This is a genomic window from Pararhizobium mangrovi (genome assembly GCF_006516965.1).
Classification (GTDB): domain Bacteria; phylum Pseudomonadota; class Alphaproteobacteria; order Rhizobiales; family Rhizobiaceae; genus Pararhizobium_B; species Pararhizobium_B mangrovi.
This window is the reverse complement of the sequence record NZ_VHLH01000010.1, coordinates 62,910-81,171: the sequence shown is the minus strand read 5'-3', so window position 1 is coordinate 81,171 and position 18,262 is coordinate 62,910. Positions and strand designations below refer to the sequence as shown.

At 63.3% G+C, this 18,262-nt stretch carries 10 protein-coding genes; 5 read left to right on the top strand and 5 right to left on the bottom strand.

Annotated features, from left to right (window positions below):
• Positions 1–78 precede the first annotated feature (78 nt).
• The 4 genes from glgX to treY are packed head-to-tail and all read left to right on the top strand — an operon-like array spanning position 79 to position 8,496.
• Positions 79–2,166 carry a glycogen debranching protein GlgX gene (gene glgX / locus FJU11_RS07240; protein WP_141166367.1) on the top strand — a complete coding sequence of 696 codons (2,088 nt, stop codon included), beginning with the start codon at positions 79–81 and terminating at the stop codon, positions 2,164–2,166.
• Positions 2,163–3,950, top strand: coding sequence for a malto-oligosyltrehalose trehalohydrolase (gene treZ / locus FJU11_RS07235; protein WP_141166366.1), 1,788 nt, complete (start codon positions 2,163–2,165; stop codon positions 3,948–3,950). The genes glgX and treZ overlap by 4 nt, the downstream gene beginning before the upstream one ends.
• Positions 3,950–5,848, top strand: coding sequence for a 4-alpha-glucanotransferase (malQ, locus tag FJU11_RS07230; protein ID WP_181408084.1), 1,899 nt, complete (start codon positions 3,950–3,952; stop codon positions 5,846–5,848). Before treZ ends, malQ begins: the two co-directional genes overlap by 1 nt.
• Positions 5,845–8,496: a malto-oligosyltrehalose synthase gene (treY, locus tag FJU11_RS07225; protein ID WP_141166364.1), complete on the top strand. Its 2,652-nt coding sequence runs from the start codon at positions 5,845–5,847 to the stop codon at positions 8,494–8,496. The genes malQ and treY overlap by 4 nt, the downstream gene beginning before the upstream one ends.
• 530 nt (positions 8,497–9,026) lie before the next feature.
• Here treY and FJU11_RS07220 read toward each other — a convergent pair.
• The 5 genes from FJU11_RS07220 to FJU11_RS07205 form a co-directional block, all read right to left on the bottom strand.
• The gene (locus FJU11_RS07220; RefSeq protein WP_235890885.1) at positions 9,027–12,320 is read right to left on the bottom strand and encodes an error-prone DNA polymerase; all 3,294 of its coding nucleotides are present in this window, start codon (positions 12,318–12,320) and stop codon (positions 9,027–9,029) included.
• 50 nt (positions 12,321–12,370) lie between these two features.
• Positions 12,371–13,897: a Y-family DNA polymerase gene (locus FJU11_RS18560; RefSeq protein ID WP_235890875.1), complete on the bottom strand. Its 1,527-nt coding sequence runs from the start codon at positions 13,895–13,897 to the stop codon at positions 12,371–12,373.
• Positions 13,857–14,474: a hypothetical protein gene (locus FJU11_RS18255; RefSeq protein WP_181408083.1), complete on the bottom strand. Its 618-nt coding sequence runs from the start codon at positions 14,472–14,474 to the stop codon at positions 13,857–13,859. The genes FJU11_RS18560 and FJU11_RS18255 overlap by 41 nt, the downstream gene beginning before the upstream one ends.
• A 422-nt stretch (positions 14,475–14,896) precedes the next feature.
• Positions 14,897–16,405 (bottom strand): hypothetical protein, encoded by a 1,509-nt coding sequence (locus FJU11_RS07210; protein ID WP_141166361.1) that lies wholly within the window; start codon positions 16,403–16,405, stop codon positions 14,897–14,899.
• Positions 16,398–16,964, bottom strand: coding sequence for a hypothetical protein (locus FJU11_RS07205; protein ID WP_141166360.1), 567 nt, complete (start codon positions 16,962–16,964; stop codon positions 16,398–16,400). The genes FJU11_RS07210 and FJU11_RS07205 overlap by 8 nt, the downstream gene beginning before the upstream one ends.
• A gap of 262 nt (positions 16,965–17,226) precedes the next feature.
• Here FJU11_RS07205 and FJU11_RS07200 point away from each other — a divergent pair, with 262 nt between their 5' ends.
• A complete protein-coding gene (locus FJU11_RS07200; protein ID WP_141166359.1) occupies positions 17,227–18,210 on the top strand; it encodes a glycosyltransferase family 2 protein in 984 nt (327 codons plus the stop codon).
• The last annotated feature ends 52 nt before the right edge of the window (positions 18,211–18,262 follow it).

The window sequence follows — 18,262 nt, the reverse complement described above, 5'->3', positions numbered from 1 at the left end:
GTGCCAAGCCTCGCAGATCGCGATGTCGATATGTGAGCGATTCCATTCCCATGCCTTCGAGAAGGAAACGTCCGCATCATGGCATCCAGCGAATACCGGGTCCTGCCCGGCTCATCCTTTCCCCTCGGCGCGACTTGGGACGGTTCGGGAACGAACTTCGCGATCTTCAGTGCGAATGCAGAAAAGGTTGAATTGTGCCTGTTCGACGCCGCCGGCCGGCGCGAACTCGCCCGGATTCCGCTGCCGGAGTTCACCCACGAGGTCTGGCACGGCTATCTTCCGAACGTAAGGCCGGGCCAGCTCTACGGCTACCGCGTCCACGGGCCCTACGACCCGGCGAATGGCCACCGCTTCAACCCGAACAAGCTGTTGCTCGACCCCTACGCCGACGCGATGGTGGGTGATACCCGCTGGCACGACGCGCTCTTCGGCTACCGCGTCGGATCCAACCGGGAAGACCTCTCCTTCGACCGGCGCGATTCTGCTTTCGTCATGCCGAAGTGTCAGGTGATCGACAAGGCGGTGACCTGGGGCGACGACACGCGACCGCGTATTCCATGGGCCGACACCATCTTCTACGAGGCCCACGTCAAGGGCATGACGGCGCTGCACCCCGATTTGCCGAACCAGCTTCGCGGCACCTTCGGCGGGCTTGCCGACCCGCGCGCGATCGAGCATCTCGAAAAGCTCGGCGTGACCTCGATCGAGCTGATGCCGATCCAGTCCTTCTTCGATGATCGCTACCTCACCGAGAAGAACCTGACGAACTACTGGGGCTACAATACTGCCGGCTTCTTCTCGCCGGCAACGCGCTACCTCTCGCCGCGCAGCAACATCCACGAGTTCAAGATGATGGTGCGCCGTCTGCACGAGGCGGGCATCGAGGTCATTCTTGACGTGGTCTACAACCACACCGCCGAGGGCAACCAGATGGGCCCGACGCTTTCCTTCCGCGGCATCGACAACGCAAGCTACTACATCCTCGGCGACGATCCACGCTATTATTTCGACACGACCGGCTGCGGCAACACGGTGCGCCTCGGCCACAAGCGCGTGCTCCAGATGGTGATGGATTCGCTGCGCTACTGGGTGGAGGAGTGCCACGTCGACGGCTTCCGCTTCGACCTTGCCTCCTCTCTCGGCCGCGAACGCGACCGCTTCGACGAAAACGCCATGTTCCTGAGCGCCATCGGCCAGGATCCGGTGCTGGCCGACGTCAAGCTGATCGCAGAGCCGTGGGACATCGGACCGAACGGCTACCAGCTCGGCAATTTCCCGCCCGGCTGGGCGGAATGGAACGGCGAATACCGCGACACGATCCGTTCCTACTGGAAGGGTGACGAGGGTGCCCTACCCGGTCTCGCCGGTGGGCTTCTCGGGTCCTCCAGCCTCTTCGAGCGACGCGGCCGACGCCCATGGTCGAGCGTCAACTTCGTCACCGCCCATGACGGCTTCACGTTGATGGACACCGTCTCCTACAACGACAAGCACAACGAGGCGAACAAGGAAGACAACAACGACGGCCACGACGACAACCGCTCATGGAATTGCGGTGTCGAGGGTGAGACGGACGATCCGGATGTGCTGGCGCTCCGCGACAAGATGCGCCGGAACATGATGGCGACCGTGCTGCTTTCGCAGGGCACGCCGATGATCCTGATGGGCGACGAGACCGGCCGCAGCCAGGGCGGCAACAACAACGCCTATTGCCAGGACGAGCCGATGAACTGGCTCGACTGGAACGACATCGGCGAGCGCAACGAAGCCTTCTTCGACTTTACGCGCACGCTCGTCGCGCTGCGCAAGTCGCGCCGGCTCCTGCATCAGTTCGATTTCGTCCACGGCCAGCAGGTCGAGGACGGGGTGAGCAACATCGCCTGGGCACGCCCGGACGGCGAACCGATGGGCGAGGACGACTGGAAGGGCGAAAACCGCTCGGTCGCGATGCTTCTGCGCGGCCATGGCGACCGGCTGCTCTTCTTCTTCAACGCCCATTTCGAGGCGATCGACTTCCGCTTCCCCAACGAAGAGCCAAACCGCGACTGGCGCCGCCTCGTCGATACCGATTCCGGCGCCGTCACGCTTTCCGGTGGCGAGACCGGCTACGAGGAAGGCCTCAAGGTCCCTGCCCGTTCGCTGATCCTGCTCGAGGCGATCACGCAATGACCGAGGCACCGCACTGGGGACCGACACCGCTTGAAGGCGGGGGAACGCGCTTCGCCATATGGGCACCGGGCGTCGACGCCATGACGCTGCGTCTCAGCGAAGACGACCGGCCGATGGAGGCCGCCGGCGACGGCTGGTACTCGCTCGACGCGGCCGATGCGAAGCCCGGCATGGATTACATGTTCGTGCGCCCGGACGGCATGGCCGTGCCGGACCCGGCCGCCCGCGAGCAGGCCGGCGACGTCCACGGCCCCTCGCGCCTCGTCGACCCGGAAAGCTACGCGTGGCAGACCGCCGAGTGGCGCGGACGCCCCTTCGAGGAGGCGGTCTTCTACGAACTGCATATCGGCACCTTCACGCCGGAAGGCACGTTCCGTGCGGCGATCGACAAGCTCGACCATCTTGCCGATCTCGGTGTGACGGCGATCGAGATCATGCCGGTCGCGCAGTTCGCCGGAAACCGCGGCTGGGGCTATGACGGCGTCGCGCTCTACGCGCCCCACAATGCCTACGGCACGCCGGACGACCTGAAGGCGCTCGTCGATGCGGCGCATGCCCGAGGCCTGATGGCGTTCCTCGACGTCGTCTACAACCACTTCGGACCGGACGGGAACTATCTCGCCGCCTATGCCGGCGCCTTCTTCGACGAATCGAAGCATACCCCCTGGGGTGCTGCCATCGCCTACGGCGAAGCGCCGGTGCGCACCTTCGTGATCGACAACGCGCTCTACTGGCTGAAGGAATTCCGCTTCGACGGCCTGCGCTTCGACGCGATCGACAACATCCGCGACGACAGCAAGCCGGAGATCCTCGTCGAAATGGCCGAGCGCATCCGCGCCGAGATCACCGATCGCCCGGTCCACCTGACGACGGAGGACAACCGCAACATCACCCGCTTGCACGAACGTGGCGAGAATGGCGCCGTCCCCCTCTTCACCGCAGAGTGGAACGACGATTTCCACAACGTTGCCCATGTCATCGCGACGGGAGAAACGGACGCTTACTACGCCGATTTTGCGCATGACCACTGGACGAAATTCGCCCGCGTGCTGGCGGAAGGCTTCGCCTATCAGGGCGAAAAGACGGTGACGGGCGGCGAACGCGGCAAGCCGAGCGCCCACCTTCCGCCGCTCGCCTTCGTCGATTTTCTCCAGAACCATGACCAGACGGGCAACCGTGCCTTCGGCGAGCGGCTGATCGACCTGGCCGAGCAGGACATGATGCATATCCTGACGGCGATCCTCCTGCTCTCGCCGCACGTGCCGCTCCTCTTCATGGGAGAGGAATGGGGCGAAACGCGTCCCTTCACCTTCTTCACGGATTTCCACGGCGAGCTCGCCGAAGCCGTTCGCGAGGGCCGCCGCAGGGAATTCGCGGATTTCGCCGCGTTCGACAGTCCGTCCGACCGTGCGAAGATTCCCGATCCGAACGCCGCCGCGACATTCGAGGCCGCGAAGATCGATTGGGAGCAGGTCGGAAGCGAGACGGGACGCCACTGGCTGGCGCTCTACCGCGAGCTTCTGACGATCCGCCATCGCCAGATCGTACCGCGGCTTGCCGGTACCGGCGGCAATTGCAGCCGGGTCGTTCAGGCGGACGACGGCGTGATCGGTATCGACTGGCAACTCGACGGCGCGCTTCTCGAAATGCGCGCGAACTTCACCGGCGAAACGCGCGAATGCCCGCCGACCACGGGCCGAACCCTGTTCGCGACGACGATCCGAAGCGACGACCACATCGACGCACGCTCGATCATCGTGCGCATCGACACCGGAGAGGCATGATGGGCGAGACCCTCGACCGGCTTGCCGAACGCTACCACATCGCTCTCGGCTACCATGAGCTCGACGGATCGTATCGCACCGTTTCAGAAGCGACGAAGATCGCCCTTCTCGAAGCGTTCGGCGTTACCGCCGACACGCAGGAAGCGCAGTCGCTCAGCCTGGAACGCGCGCCACCTGCCGAAGAACTCGAGCTGCGCGCGCCGAGCGGCCTGTCGTGCTACGAGCCCGCGATCCTCAAATCCCGTTCCGTCTGGGGCGTCGCGCTTCAGGTCTACCAGCTTCGTTCGACGCGAAACTGGGGCATCGGCGACTTTGCCGATCTGCGCGTGGCGGTTCAACTCAGCGCCGCCGCCGGCGCAGCGTTCGTCGGGACGAACCCGCTGCATGCCCTCTTCCCGGCGGAACCGGAACGCGTCAGCCCATTCTTTCCGTCGAACCGGCAGTTCCTCAATCCGCTCTATATCGCGGTCGATCTGGTACCCGGCTACAAGCCGAACATGGCGGATGGGCCCGGCATCGAAAAAGCACGCGAAGGCGACCTCGTCGACTACGCGCACGTTACCGAACTGAAATACGCCGCACTGCGCCGTGTCTGGACGGCTTATCGCGCAAAGGGCGACCTTTCGGCAGACTATTCCCACGATGCCTTCCGGATCTGGCGCGAACGCGCCGGACAGAACCTCGAAAAGCACGCCCTCTTCGACGCGATCGCGCTTTCGCGTGCCGGCGGGTCCAGCGGCGAAACCGGCGGATGGCACGCCTGGCCGGAAGAATGGCACGACGCGCAGGGCGACACGGTCGAGGCATTCGCACGCGAAAACGCGGACGATGTTTCCTTCCACGCATGGCTTCAGTTCATCGCCGACCGCCAGCTCGGCGAAGCGGCCGAAACGGCACGCGACGCAGGCATGGCGATCGGGCTTTATCTGGACCTTGCCGTCGGCGAGGCGCCCGATGGCTCGGCCACCTGGACGGAGCCAGCGGTCGCCGTTGTCGGCGCCGAACTCGGTGCCCCGCCGGACTATTTTACCAAGGCCGGACAGAACTGGGGGCTCGCGGGCCTGTCGCCGGCAGAACTCGTCGCCCGCGATTTCGGCCCCTATCGAGACCTCATGGAAGCAGTGATGCGCCACGCCGGCGCGATCCGCGTCGACCACGCCATGGGGGTCTGGCAGCTCTTCTTCATTCCCCGTGGCCGGCCGGCCGCCGAAGGCACCTACGTTCGCTTCCCGATCGGCGAGATGCTGGGCGTGATCGCGAAGGCCTCCGAACAGAACGAGGCGGTCGTCGTCGGCGAAGACCTCGGCAACGTGCCGGACGGGTTCCGCGAGGTAATGGACGCGACGAACCTGCAATCCTACCGCATCCTTTATTTCGAGCGTGACGAGGACGGCTTTCGCCCGCCGGACGCGTACCCCGTACGCTCGCTTGCCTGCCTTTCGACGCACGATCTGCCGACGATCGAGGGTTGGTGGCGCGCCGACGACGTGGCACTGCGTCACGAATTCGGTCTCATCGACGGTGAGGCGGCTGAGGAGCAGAACGCCATGCGCGAACGCGAACGCCGCGAACTTGCCGGCGATCTCGCGCGCACCGGTCTGCTCACCCGTGAAGAGGCCGACGCCGTTCTCGCGCGCACGGCAGACGACCAATCCGCGCTGCCGACCGGCTTCGTCGCAGCGGTTCATCGCCATCTCGCCTGCACCGCATCGCGCATGGCAGCAGTGCGCATCGAGGATCTGGCCGGCGAACGCAAGCCGGTAAACCTGCCGGGCACGGTTGCCGAATATCCCAACTGGCGTCGCCGCCTCGGCATGTCGCTCGAAGATCTCGCCGCAAGCGACCTCTTCGCAGCGCTCACCGAAGCGATGCGAGCAGAAAGACCACACGACAAATGATCGAGCTCGACGCCACCTACCGCATCCAGTTTCGCAGGGACATGACCTTCGACGCCGCGCGGGCGATCGTCCCCTATCTCGCCGAGCTCGGCGTCAGCCATCTCTACGCGTCGCCGATCTTCGCCGCGACCAGCGGCTCGACGCACGGCTACGACGTTACGGACCACAATCAGATCGATCCCGTGCTCGGCGGGGAAGAAGGCTTCTTTCGCCTGTCCGATGCGCTGAAGGAACACGGCCTCGGCCTCGTTCTCGACATCGTGCCGAACCACATGGCCGCCTCGACGGAAAACCCGTGGTGGGCGAACGTGCTGGAATGGGGAGCCGAAAGCCCCTTCGCCGGTCATTTCGACATCGACTGGTCGGCCGATTTCATCACCCTTCCCTTTCTCGGCGCCGATTTCGACGCTTGCCTGAAAAATGGTGAGTTCGGCCTTGCCGTCGCCGCGGGCCGTCTGGTGCTCACCTATTACGAAAACGCCTGGCCTCTTCATCCGAAGAGCTATCCGCTCGTCTTCGAACGGCTCGACGGGCCGGGCTTCGCCGAACTCGCGAACGCGGCCGGCGAAGCGACGCCTGGCAACCCGGACATGCTTCGCACCGCTCTCGCCGACGCCGCGGAAAATACCGATCTTCCCGCCCGTCTCGCCGAACTTTTTAAGGATGGCGATCTGATCAAACGCCTCCATCATGCACAGGCATGGCGGCTGTTCGAATGGCGCGAAGGTCGCAAATTTCTGACCTATCGCCGCTTTTTCGAAATTACCGGTCTCGTCGGCGTGCGTGTCGAGGACGAACCGGTCTTCCGCGACGTGCATCGCTCGATCCTGACGCTCGTCAGGTCCGGCCGGATCGACGGGTTGCGCATCGACCATGTGGACGGGCTCGCGGATCCGGAATGCTACCTGAAGCGGTTGCGCTCTGCCGTCGGTCCCGACGTGCCGATCCACGTGGAAAAGATCCTCGAGGGAGACGAGACGCTGGAACCCGGCTGGCCCGTCGAGGGAACGACCGGATACGAGTTCATTGCCGCCCTCTCCCGCCTGCTTGCCGACGGCGAGAAGAGCGCCGATCTCGATCGTGCCTATCACGACGCCCTCGGCCGAACGCCGGATTTCGCCGAAGCGCTGCGCGCGGCAAAGCTCGAGATCATCACGCACAATCTCGAAGGCGAACTCGATATTCTCACGCGGCGCGCCGCGGCCCTCGCCGTTTCGGTCGACGCCGAACTGCGGGAGAAGACCGTGCTGCGTGCCGCCCTCGTCGACGTCATGGCCGGCTTCGACGTCTACCGCACCTATGTCGACGAATCAGGACCGACCGAAAACGACGTCGAACGGCTTCGCGAGATCGAAACGTCGTTGGAGAACGGACACCAGACAGAGAGCGAGCCCGCGGCGCGCGCCCTGATCTTCCGGTTGTTGCGCCTCGACGTTCCCGGCGACGCGCGCGGTGATGCGCTCGCCTTCGCGCGACGGTTCCAGCAGACTACCGGCCCGGTGATGGCGAAGGCGCTCGAAGATACGCTCTTTTTCCGCCTGAACCGGCTGATCGCCCTCAACGAGGTCGGCGGCGAACCCGAGCGCATCGACGGCGGTGCCGAAGGCTTTCATGCGGAGATGCTCGCCCGTGCCGAACTGGAACCGCGCGGCCTTTCGGCGACGGCGACCCACGACACGAAGAGAGGCGAGGATGCCCGGGCGCGCCTCTATACGATCAGCGAGGCGCCGGCGGAATGGGGACGGCACGTGGAACGCTGGCGTGCGATGCATGCCGACTACCACGCGGACCTCGAAGACGGGCCGGCGCCGGACGGCGAAACCGAATGGATGCTCTACCAGGCGCTGCTCGGAGCCTGGCCGTTCGCGGCCGGAGGAACCGAATGGCTGGGCGATTTTCGCGAACGCTTCCTCGGCTTCGTCGAAAAGGCGATGCGCGAGGACAAGCGGCGCACGCAATGGACAGCCGTCAACGAACCCTACGAGCGCACGGTCAAGGCCTATGCCGAGCGGCTGGTCGATCCTGATAACGGGCGTTTTCTGGACGACTTCACGCAGAGCATTGCGCCCTTCGTCTCGGCGGGCGTGGTCAACAGCTTCGCCCAGACGCTTTTGAAGGTGACGGCGCCCGGTGTGCCGGACGTCTACAACGGCGCGGAAGGCTGGGATCTGAGCTTCGTCGACCCGGACAATCGCCGTCCGGTCGACTTCGACGCTCTCACGCGTTCGCTCGACCGCCCGGTATCCTGGCCCGCAAAGCCCGAAGACGTGACGAGCGGCGCGGCAAAGCAACATCTGGTCGCCGCCGCCCTTGCCGCCCGGCAGAAAAACCGGGCGCTTTTCGACGAAGGATCGTACGAACCGGTCCCGATCGACGGTCCGAAGGCCGCCCATGCGCTGGCCTTTCTTTGTCGGCATGCGAATGCCGTCGCGCTGATCGTCGTACCGCGCTGCGTGTTGGCCATGACGAAAGCGCCGGGCGTGATCGATCCGGCCGAATGGAGCGGAACACGACTGACGCTGGCCGACGAGCTTGCCGAGCGAAGCTTCACCAACGCACTGACGGGCGACAGCCTGGAAGGACAAAGCCTGAACGATCTCGCGACCGCGCTTTCGTCCGCTCCGGTCGGTTTCTATATCACGAAATAGGGCCTCGTTCTTTCTCATAGCAACGACTATTGGGGGCGAAGGATGCCGGTTGCCGGCGCATTCCGATATTTCAAAGGCGTGGCGCTGGGCGGCATACCCATCAGTGCCGTTCAATCTTCAGGTGAAACGCCGCGGTTTCGCGGAAGGAACCTTAAATTATTGCGTCCTTCGCGCCCCCATCTAACGCAACGCAATCTCCACACACTGGCATCCTTCTTGAGTTCGACTCGGGGATTCAACTACTCCTTACGATTGCAGGGTCAGGTATCCGAAGAAGCGCTTCGTCCATGCTCAATCCGGCACGCCGCTCGCATGGCAGCGGCGTTGAAACACTTTGTTTGACGCATCGTTCGCGACGCCAGTGTAGATCAAGTCTGGCTGAAAACACTTTAGGTTAATCCCTGGGACGGGAAGAGGCCGGTCGTCCATTTCGACAGATCCGCCGTCGATGCCGCACCGTGAGCACCGCACCACCGGCATTTCCAACATGATTTGAATCGCTCCAACGCAACACGCATCGCCGTTCGCCCTCAGTGAAAGTCGCGACTCTTCGGAATGATGCGTACCTCGCGCGGATGGCGTGCCCGGTTGGCGCCTTCCATGGCACGGTCGCTGCGCCGGGGCTGGCCGCGCGGGTCCTCGCGTTGCTGTCGCCTGGTCTCGTCGGCGCGAGAAACCGGTACGGGCATCTCCCCTTCCGAAAGCATCGCGAGGTCGTCGGACAGGTCGACTAGTTCCTCGGCCACGACGTGGATGATCGCACCGCTGCGTTGCACCCGACCGCGCACCATCAGCACGCGCGCACCCATGACCACCTTCCGGTATTTCTCCAGAACCTTGCGCCAGACAATGATATTGGCCGAGCCGGTCTCGTCCTCGATGGTGATGAAGACCACGCCCTTGGCCGTGCCCGGCTGCTGGCGCACGAGCACGACACCGGCGACCGCAACGCGCTGGTCGTGGCGGGTGGCCTCGAGATCCGATGCCGAACGGATGCGCCGCGCACGGTAGGTCTCGCGCAGGAAATGCATGGGGTGCGCCTTCAGGGAAAGACGCTGCGTCTGATAGTCCGCGACGACGTGCTCGGAGAGCGGCATGGTCGGCAAGGTCGCCGGCGTGTCGGCACCGGCCGGGTCGGCGTCGGCCGTGTCGAAGAGCGGCAACTGCCGGTCGCTCATCAGCCCGCGCACCGCCCAGAGCCCTTCTCGCCGGTCAAGCCCGAGCGAGCGGAAGCTATCCGCTGCTGCGAGCTTTTCCAGCGTCGCAAGCGTAAGCCCGCCGATCCGACGGGCTTCTTCGAGCGTCGCGAAAGGCCCATGCGCTGCACGGCAGTGGGAAAACGCCTCCATCACCGCTTCGGAAAGCCCGTCCACCTGGCGGAAGCCGAGCCGGACGGCATGATATTTTCCCTCCGCCTCCTCCAGCGTACTGTCCCAGAAACTGTGGTTGAGATCGACGGCCCTGACCTCGATATGCTTTCGCGCATCGCCCACGATCTGAGCCGGCGCGTAGAAGCCCATCGGCTGCGAGTTGAGGAGGGCCGCGCAGAACACGTCCGGGTAGTAGCATTTCAGCCAGGCCGAAGCGTAGACGATCAACGCGAAACTGGCCGCATGGCTTTCGGGAAATCCGTACTCGCCGAAGCCCTTGATCTGGTTAAAACAGCGCTTCGAGAATTCCTCGTCATAGCCGCGCTCGACCATGCGACCCACCATCTTGTCCTCGAGCGTGTGGATTGTGCCGACCTGCCGGAAGGTCGCCATCGCCTTGCGCAGTTCGTTCGCCTCCTCGGCCGAAAACTTCGCCGCGTCGATGGCGATCTGCATCGCCTGTTCCTGAAAGAGCGGTACCCCGAGCGTGCGGGAAAGGATCGCTTTAAGCTCGTTCTCCGGGCCCCTGGTCGGCGACGGGTAATCGACCTTTTCCAGTTCGTCCCGCCGGCGCAGATAGGGATGCACCATGTCGCCCTGGATGGGGCCGGGGCGTACGATCGCCACCTCGATGACGAGATCGTAGAATCTCTTCGGCTTCAGGCGCGGCAGCATATTAAGCTGTGCGCGACTTTCCACCTGGAAGACGCCGATCGCATCGGCACGCGCGAGCATGGCGTAAACTTCGTCCTCCTGCTTTAGGCCGCGCAGTTCGTAAGTCTCGCCGTAATGCTTCTTGATCAGCGCAAAGCCCTTGGCCATGCAGGTGAGCATGCCTAGAGCGAGAAGATCGACCTTCAGGATCTTCAGTTCGTCGATGTCGTCCTTGTCCCACTCGATGAAGGTACGCTTATCCATCGCGCCGTTGCCGATCGGCACCATCGTTTCCAGCGCATCGTCGGTCAGCACGAAGCCGCCGACATGCTGGGAGAGATGGCGTGGGAAACCGAGCAACTGCTTCGTCAGTTCCATCGTGCGCTTGAGATGAGGGTCTTCGGGATCGAGCCCGACCTCGCGGATTCGCGCGTCGGGAATGTCCTTGCCCCATGCGCCCCAGACCGTGCCGGCGAGCGCGGCGGTAACGTCTTCGGAAAGGCCCATCACCTTGCCGACCTCGCGCACGGCGCTTCTCGGACGATAGCTGATGACGGTGGCCGCCAGCGCCGCCCGGTGTCGGCCGTAGCGGCCATAGACGTACTGGATGACTTCCTCGCGGCGCTTATGCTCGAAATCGATGTCGATATCCGGCGGTTCCTTGCGTTCGCGCGACAGGAACCGCTCGATCAGCAGGCTGCTTTGCATCGGATCGAGCGCCGTGACGCCGAGACAGTAGCATACGGTGGAATTCGCCGCCGAGCCGCGACCCTGGCACAGGATCCCTTCCGAACGTGCATAGGAGACGATGTCGTGGACGGTCAGGAAATAATGCGGGTAGTTGAGCGCCTCGATCAGCGCGAATTCCTTCTCGAGCGCCTTTGCGACCTTATCCGGCACGGGGTCGCCGTAGATGCGCCTGGCACCTGCCCTCGCCAGATGCTCGAGATGCGCCTGCGCCGTCGTACCGGGAGGGACCGGCTCGCTCGGATAGGTGTAGACGAGCGAACCCAGATCGAAGGTGCACCGGGCAACGATCTGCATCGTCGCTTCGATCGCTTCGGGATAGGCTGCGAAGAGCCGTGCCATCTCTTCGGGAGGCTTGAGATGGCGTTCGGCATTGGCCGCAAGGCGAAACCCCGCCTCCTCCAGCGTGCATTTCTCGCGAATGCAGGTGACGACGTCCTGCAGCGGCCGGCGGTCGGGATGATGGAAATGCACGTCGTTGATCGCCACCAGCGGCAGGCCCAGCCGGCCGGCAAGGTGCGCGATGCGGCGGGAACGCCTTTGCTCGTCGCCACGGTAAAGGCGGTGCATGGCAATCCACAGATCGTCCGGCACGGCTTTCGCGAGATCGCCGAGCCGGTGGCAAAAGGAAGCTTCCTCAACCTCGGCCGGCGGCAGGGCGACGATCACCTGCCCTTCCATGAAGGCGAGCATGTCGTCGAAGGTGAAATGGCATTCGCCCTTTTGCGCTGCCATCTTTCCCTTCGTCAGAAGCCGGCAGAGCCGGCCATAGGCAGCGCGATCCTTCGGATAGCACAGGCAGGAAAAGCCATCCGTCGTTTCGAGCCGTGTGCCGACGAGAAGATGCAGCCCCTCCTTTCGGGCCTGCGTATAGGCGCGCACGACACCGGCGAGCGTATTGCGGTCGGCGATGCCGATCGCCGCATGGCCGATCGCCTTCGCCTGGATGACGAGTTCACCCGGATGCGACGCACCGCGCAGAAAGGAAAAGTTCGAGGTGCAGCTCAATTCCGCATAGGCCGGAACGAGCGTGCCCGGCGCGCGCTTCGGCACATGCCCGGCCGGACGCTCGAAGGGTATCGGCGGATTTTCGTTCGGCCGGCTCACGCGAAGAGCCCATGCAGGTACCAGCGCGGATGGGCCGGTTCGCCGCAGGCGTAGCCGCCCTCGCGGTAGAGCCAGTATTGCCGCCCTTCCCCGTCCTCCACCACGAAATAGTCGCGGACGGCGACCCCGCGCGCATCCGCCCGCCACCATTCCGGCGCAATACGCTCCGGCCCGCTCGCGCGCGTGACGAGACGCCGGACACGCCGCCAGGTGAATTGCATGGGCGGGCCGTCCGGCACTTCGGCGGTCACCTCGACGGCTTCCGGCCGATCGAAAAGACGGAAGGGGCGCGGCGCTGGACTGGCCCTTTCCTGCCATTGCTGCCAGGCGAGTGCCCCACCGACGGCCACGCGCCGCACGGCCCGTTCGGGAACGTGGCTTTCGACCGGCGCCCACTGATGCACGTTGTGCGCGCCGAGCCGATTGGCGAGCGTATCGACGAGGGGCGCGATGCCGTCGCAAAAGACGCGCGGATCGGATTGCGCACCGTCTCCGGCTTCCTCGGCGGCGAGCGCCGTCTGGACTTGCGAAAGCTCCGACAGGTCCTCTGCCGACAAGGCGAAACCATCGATGCCGAAGCCGCAGTCGATCTCTTCTAGCCGCTCTGCGAAGAGACGCATGATCGCCTCGCGCGCCCGTCCCGGTCGAGACAGCCGAACAAGGAGCGTGCTGGAGCCGCCATCGGCGCGAAAGGCCGTCAGGCGGAAGAGCCGTGCGCCCTCGCCACGCTCCACCAAGCGATGGCAGATCCTGACGAGCAGATCCTCCACCACGATTTCGACCCCGCCGATGTCGATCACCGGCTCGTTGACGGCAAGAAACGCCCGGCAGGGCGGCGGCGGATAGAGCGGGACGAGTGGCTCATCGAGCGTTCCCATCATCTGGTCGAGGCGAAGCTGCACCGATTGCGCCGCCTCCCGCGAGCGAAAGCGCCGCTCGAGGGCCGCCCGCGGCACTGCGGCCAGCGCACCGATCGTCTTCAGTCCCAACCGCTTGAGAAGCGTCCGGCGCTCCCGTGAAAGGCGAAGGGCGGCAACCGGCAAATCCTTCATGCGCGCCGGCGTTTCGCCGGGACCGGCAATCGCCGCCTCTTCCCCGAAACGGGCGAGCGCCCAGGCAAGGGCGGGCGTACCGGCCATGCCGGCCGCGACCGCGAAGCCGGCCGCGCGCAGCCGTTTCAGGCAATCGGCGACGAGTTTCGCTTCGCCGCCGAAAAGATGTTCGCATCCCGTCGTATCGATCATCAGCCCGTCCGTTCCATCTAGCGCCACGATCGGCGAATAGCGCATCGCCCAGCGCGCAAGCCCTTCGAGAAGCTCGGCGTCCGCGCCCGGGTCGGCCGGTTCGGCGCGTAAGCCGGGAAAGACCGCCCGCGCATCGCTCAGCGCCTGACCGAGACGCGCGCCGACCCCGAACGCGGCTCCGTTGGCGGCCGTGATGCGCGTGCCCTTCGCACCGTTCTCGACGAGGACGAACGGCGCTTCAGCCCGTCCGTCTGCGTTGTCCTGCGGCTTCGTCGCCATGCGTCGCCGCATGGTTTCGAGCCGACGCAGGCGATCGATCGCCAAGCCTTGAAAGTGCACGGAAAGAATGCGTCGCGTCATGCCATGTAAGCTCCCAGAAACCGGGCCTGCCACCGCGCGCACGGGTGAGTGCGACCCCCCAGGCAGGTGCGCCGGGCATCCTTTCGTCCGCGGGATCGCCGGCGGCGGGCACAGGGTTCACCCGCCAGCGCGTGCGTGCGGCGGAAGCCTCCACCTCGCATTCGGTGTTGAGATAGATGCATGGCACGCCGCTCCTTGCCGAAATCAGCGAAAGCCGGCGCGTCTGCGTGAATTCGAGGGGTGCGCCCTCGCCCACCACGGCCGCCACGGGGGCCATGGCAAGTGCCGCTTCCAGCACGAAGCCCATTTCGCGCGGATGCGACAGCGAGACGGCGACGAGCCGCTCCGGCCCGAGCGCCATGCCGGCAAGTCCCGGCGCGTAGAGGCGGCCGTACTCTCGCGTTTCGAAAGGCGACTGACACCATACGACGGCACCTGCACGCGGAAGCCGCGCGACGAGCCGTAGAAGGAATGCCGAAACGCCTGCAATGTTCACTTTTTGTTCCGTAAAAAGATCGTGTAAAGCCCCGCACGCCAGCCCTTCCTTCGGCAGGTTGGCATCCACCGCTTCGAGACCGAACGTCCATCTTCCTTCCCCGGTCGGGATCGGAGTTTCGAAGCGACGAGCCTGCCCTTCGATCCGGGCGATCGCCCCACGCAAATGATCGAGTTCCATGATTCCCGAGGTCCATCGGCTTCTGCTGAAAACAAGCTTGTTCCCATTTTGTTCTCACGTTCCAGCAGAGTCAATTCCTTAATTCCCCCTTTCGATTTACAGGCGGAAAGCGAAGCGATTCAGAAAGAAGCGTTTTTCCGTACGGACCGACCGGTTTTGCACAGTTGGCTACGGTGCAAGCTTCAGACGAACGAGATCGCCGAGACAGGACGCCGGGTTCGTCCGTCCATTCCATGCGCAGATTATGCAGGATGGGCGGTTTGGGAACTCGAAACGTTTTCCGGTGATATCGCTTGCCTATCGGGAACGACGAACGGACGCCGCCAGTCGAGCGAGATCGCGGCCACCGCAAGATAGAGGACGGCGAGCGGGAAGATCTCGATCAGCATCCGGTTGAGCGAATCGCCGTTTCCGACGCGATAAGCCCCGCCATTCCGTAGATACGCCAGCAGGAAGAACATCGGAATCGAAGCTGTGACCGGGAAGCGTAGGGTCGCCAGCCGCCGATCCTTGCAGAAGACCAGGACGAAGACGAAGATCACCGCGAGGACGACGAGAGAGCGCCCCCAGGAGCCAGCTCCCACGACGATATTCTGGTAGGTCGCGGAAAGGCTTTCGACCATCACGCCGGGTTTGCCGATCGTTGCAACCAGCAGCGCGACCCATAAAGCGGTTTCCGCAAGTATTAGGATCGCCCTTCGGAAACGCACCAAAGGCGTGATCGTGATGAAAGGGACCGCGAGAACGGCAAGAACCGCGAGCGCTGCCGGGCCGAAAACCGAAAGCGGCAGTGAACTGCCTTCTCGCATAAAGGCATGAGCGAGATACATGTGCCAGGCGAAGGTCACCACTGCGAAGCCGGCCAGCACCACCCGCCTGTCCCGTGGAGCGACTTCGGGATTGAGGATAAAGGGAAGGATGGCGAAGCCTGCAAGGAGAAACCCTTCGGCCCGGCCCATGATCAGCGCCGGCATCATGAGGATCTGGACGCTGACGAGAAAGCTGCGCGGGACGTCGGCCATCCGCTCGTTGAGAACTCCGGCACCGGCAATGATGAGCACGCAGGCCGCTACGTAAAGGTGATCGTTGAGGTAGAACGAGTTCCAGACATAACGATTGTTGCTTACCATCAGAAGCAGCATAAGCGCGGCTATACCGTACCGCGCCGCACGCGTGACGTTCTCCTTCGCGGATATCGCCCAGAAGAAGAAGAGAGAGACCGAAAGCACGCCGATGGACAGTGCCGGCACTAACGACTTGACGTAGAATTCGCCATAAATGCGGGCGAGGGAAAGCGCGATCGGAAACGAGAAGAGCCGCTTTTCGAGGTCGTTAAGGTTTATGTATTGCGTTTCGTTCCGGGAGAAGAGGATCCCACTTCTGAAATATTTGAAGGTGTCTATATGATACTTTTCAAGCGGAACGCTTCGAAGAAAAAAGACGAGCACCGCAAGGCTTACCAAGCCTACGACAATCGTGATCAGACTCGTGCGGAAATGTCCGGGACGAAGATGTTCGGGTCGCATCGGTCTTGCTGCTAGCAGCGTGAAAGGCAGACCGCAGGCCACCGCCCATACGAAGAACGCGTTCGTCGGCAGACCCAGCCACAACAGGACGGCGCTGACGAAGACGACCAGCGACAGGCCGCAGATGAAGGAAAAGAAGAAGGCGGCGACCGCAGAAAGTCCGGTCAGGACGCCGAACGACCAGCCCGAAAGGAAAAGACCCGAAACGACGACGTACTCACCCAATGCCGAGATCCTTCCGTGTTTGCGCGTCGAGAAGGTTGCTATCCACGTAATAGAAGCGCCCGGATCGATCATGAAGGATGACGAACGTGCCGGAGGGCTGATTGCTCGTCGCGATGCCGAACGTCTTTTCGATGACCCGCTCGACGTTTCCCCGATCGTCGGCAAGTTGCATCAGGTTCCACAGATGCGGCTTGATGTTCGTCTTCTCGAAAAGCTTGACCGGATCGTAGTCGCGATACCGAATTTCGGAAGCAAGACCGAAGGAACGTATGCTGACCGAATCGGCAAGACGATCATCGGTCGGCATCACCACGACGCTTTCCGGAAAGACGAGCCCTAAATAGTAATAGGGCGCTACGGCCGTACGTGATGAATTGTCGTGATCGATGGCAACACGGATAACGTTCTGATATCGATACTTGTAGACGGCACTGTAATTATGTCGCGAATCCCTCTCGATGAACGGAAACTCGACAATATTGATGATAATTGCCAGCGAAAAGAGAATGAAGAGGACGCTCAGGGGGTTTCGCGGCGACTTGAAAATACCTTTCAGCACTGCGCTCTACACCCTGGAACGTGGTCGTTCGAGATCGTGGACGGGCAAACGATTTTTCCAAAGTGTTTGCGGCACCTGAAGATTGCCAAAGCTTTGCGATCGGGGTCTTTCATCGGCATTCGAAAACATTCGATTCAGAAATCGGACATATGCGCCCGAAGCATTGCTTGACCCTTGCCCTTCCACTGTTAGAACGTCAATCCCCGTGGCGAAAGGATCAGGCGGTCATGACGCGCTCGACCCGTGGAGATGCAGTTCCGGCATGAAGCTCATTATCCAGATTCCCTGCTACAACGAAGCCGGCACGCTTGCCATCGCACTCAACGATCTGCCGCGAAAGGTCGAAGGGTTCGATACGGTCGAGTGGCTGATCATCGACGACGGGAGTGCCGACGATACGGTCGCCGTCGCACGGGCGAACGGCGTCGACCACGTCGTGCGCCATACGCGCAACCGGGGGCTCGCCTATGCGTTCATGACCGGCATCGACGCCTGCCTGAAGCTCGGCGCCGACGTCATCGTGAATACCGATGCCGACAACCAGTACGATGCCGCCGATATCCCCGCGCTGACGGCCCCGATCGTCTCCGGCGCCGCGGATCTTGCCATCGGCGCACGGCCGATCCGCGAGATCGAGCATTTTTCTCCAGTCAAGAAGGTGCTTCAGCGGCTCGGCAGCTGGGTCGTGCGGATTACCAGCAAGACCGACGTCGCCGACGCGCCGAGCGGTTTTCGCGCCATGTCCAGCACGGCGGCACGCCGTTTCGTGCTCTTCAACAACTATACCTACACGCTCGAGACGATCATCCAGGCGGGCCAGCACAATCTGGGCGTGGTCTCGGTACCGGTCGGCGTCAATGCGGATCTGCGCCCCTCTCGCCTCGTTAAAAGCATTCCCTCCTATATCAACCGGTCGATCCTGACGATCATCCGTATCTTCGTCATCTATCGGCCCGCACGCTTCTTCGGCGCCATCGCCGCCTTCTTCCTGCTGATCGCGCTCCTGATCGGTCTCCGGTTCGTCTATTTCTACGCGGTCGGCGACGGGCAAGGCCATATCCAGTCCCTCATCCTTGCCGGCGCACTCCTGACGATCGGTTTCCAGACCGTTCTCGTGTGTTTCCTCGCCGATGTCGTCGCCGCCAACCGAAGACTTCTTGAAGACATTCGATTCTCGCAGAAAAGCCACATCTTGCGTGCAGATGCTGCGGAACTCGAAGGCCGTGATCGTCGCTCCGTTCATTAGCCTCGCGAGTAGAGTACGGCGCCGTTTCTCGTGCGTCGGTCAGAGTGAAAGC

Bases quoted from the DNA above. Each gene is read 5' to 3' on its own strand.
- glgX (WP_141166367.1), top strand. From the start codon at position 79: ATGGCATCCAGCGAATACCGGGTCCTGCCCGGCTCATCCTTTCCCCTC.
- treZ (WP_141166366.1), top strand. From the start codon at position 2,163: ATGACCGAGGCACCGCACTGGGGACCGACACCGCTTGAAGGCGGGGGA.
- malQ (WP_181408084.1), top strand. From the start codon at position 3,950: ATGGGCGAGACCCTCGACCGGCTTGCCGAACGCTACCACATCGCTCTC.
- treY (WP_141166364.1), top strand. From the start codon at position 5,845: ATGATCGAGCTCGACGCCACCTACCGCATCCAGTTTCGCAGGGACATG.
- FJU11_RS18560 (WP_235890875.1), bottom strand. From the start codon at position 13,897: ATGGCGACGAAGCCGCAGGACAACGCAGACGGACGGGCTGAAGCGCCG.
- FJU11_RS07200 (WP_141166359.1), top strand. From the start codon at position 17,227: ATGAAGCTCATTATCCAGATTCCCTGCTACAACGAAGCCGGCACGCTT.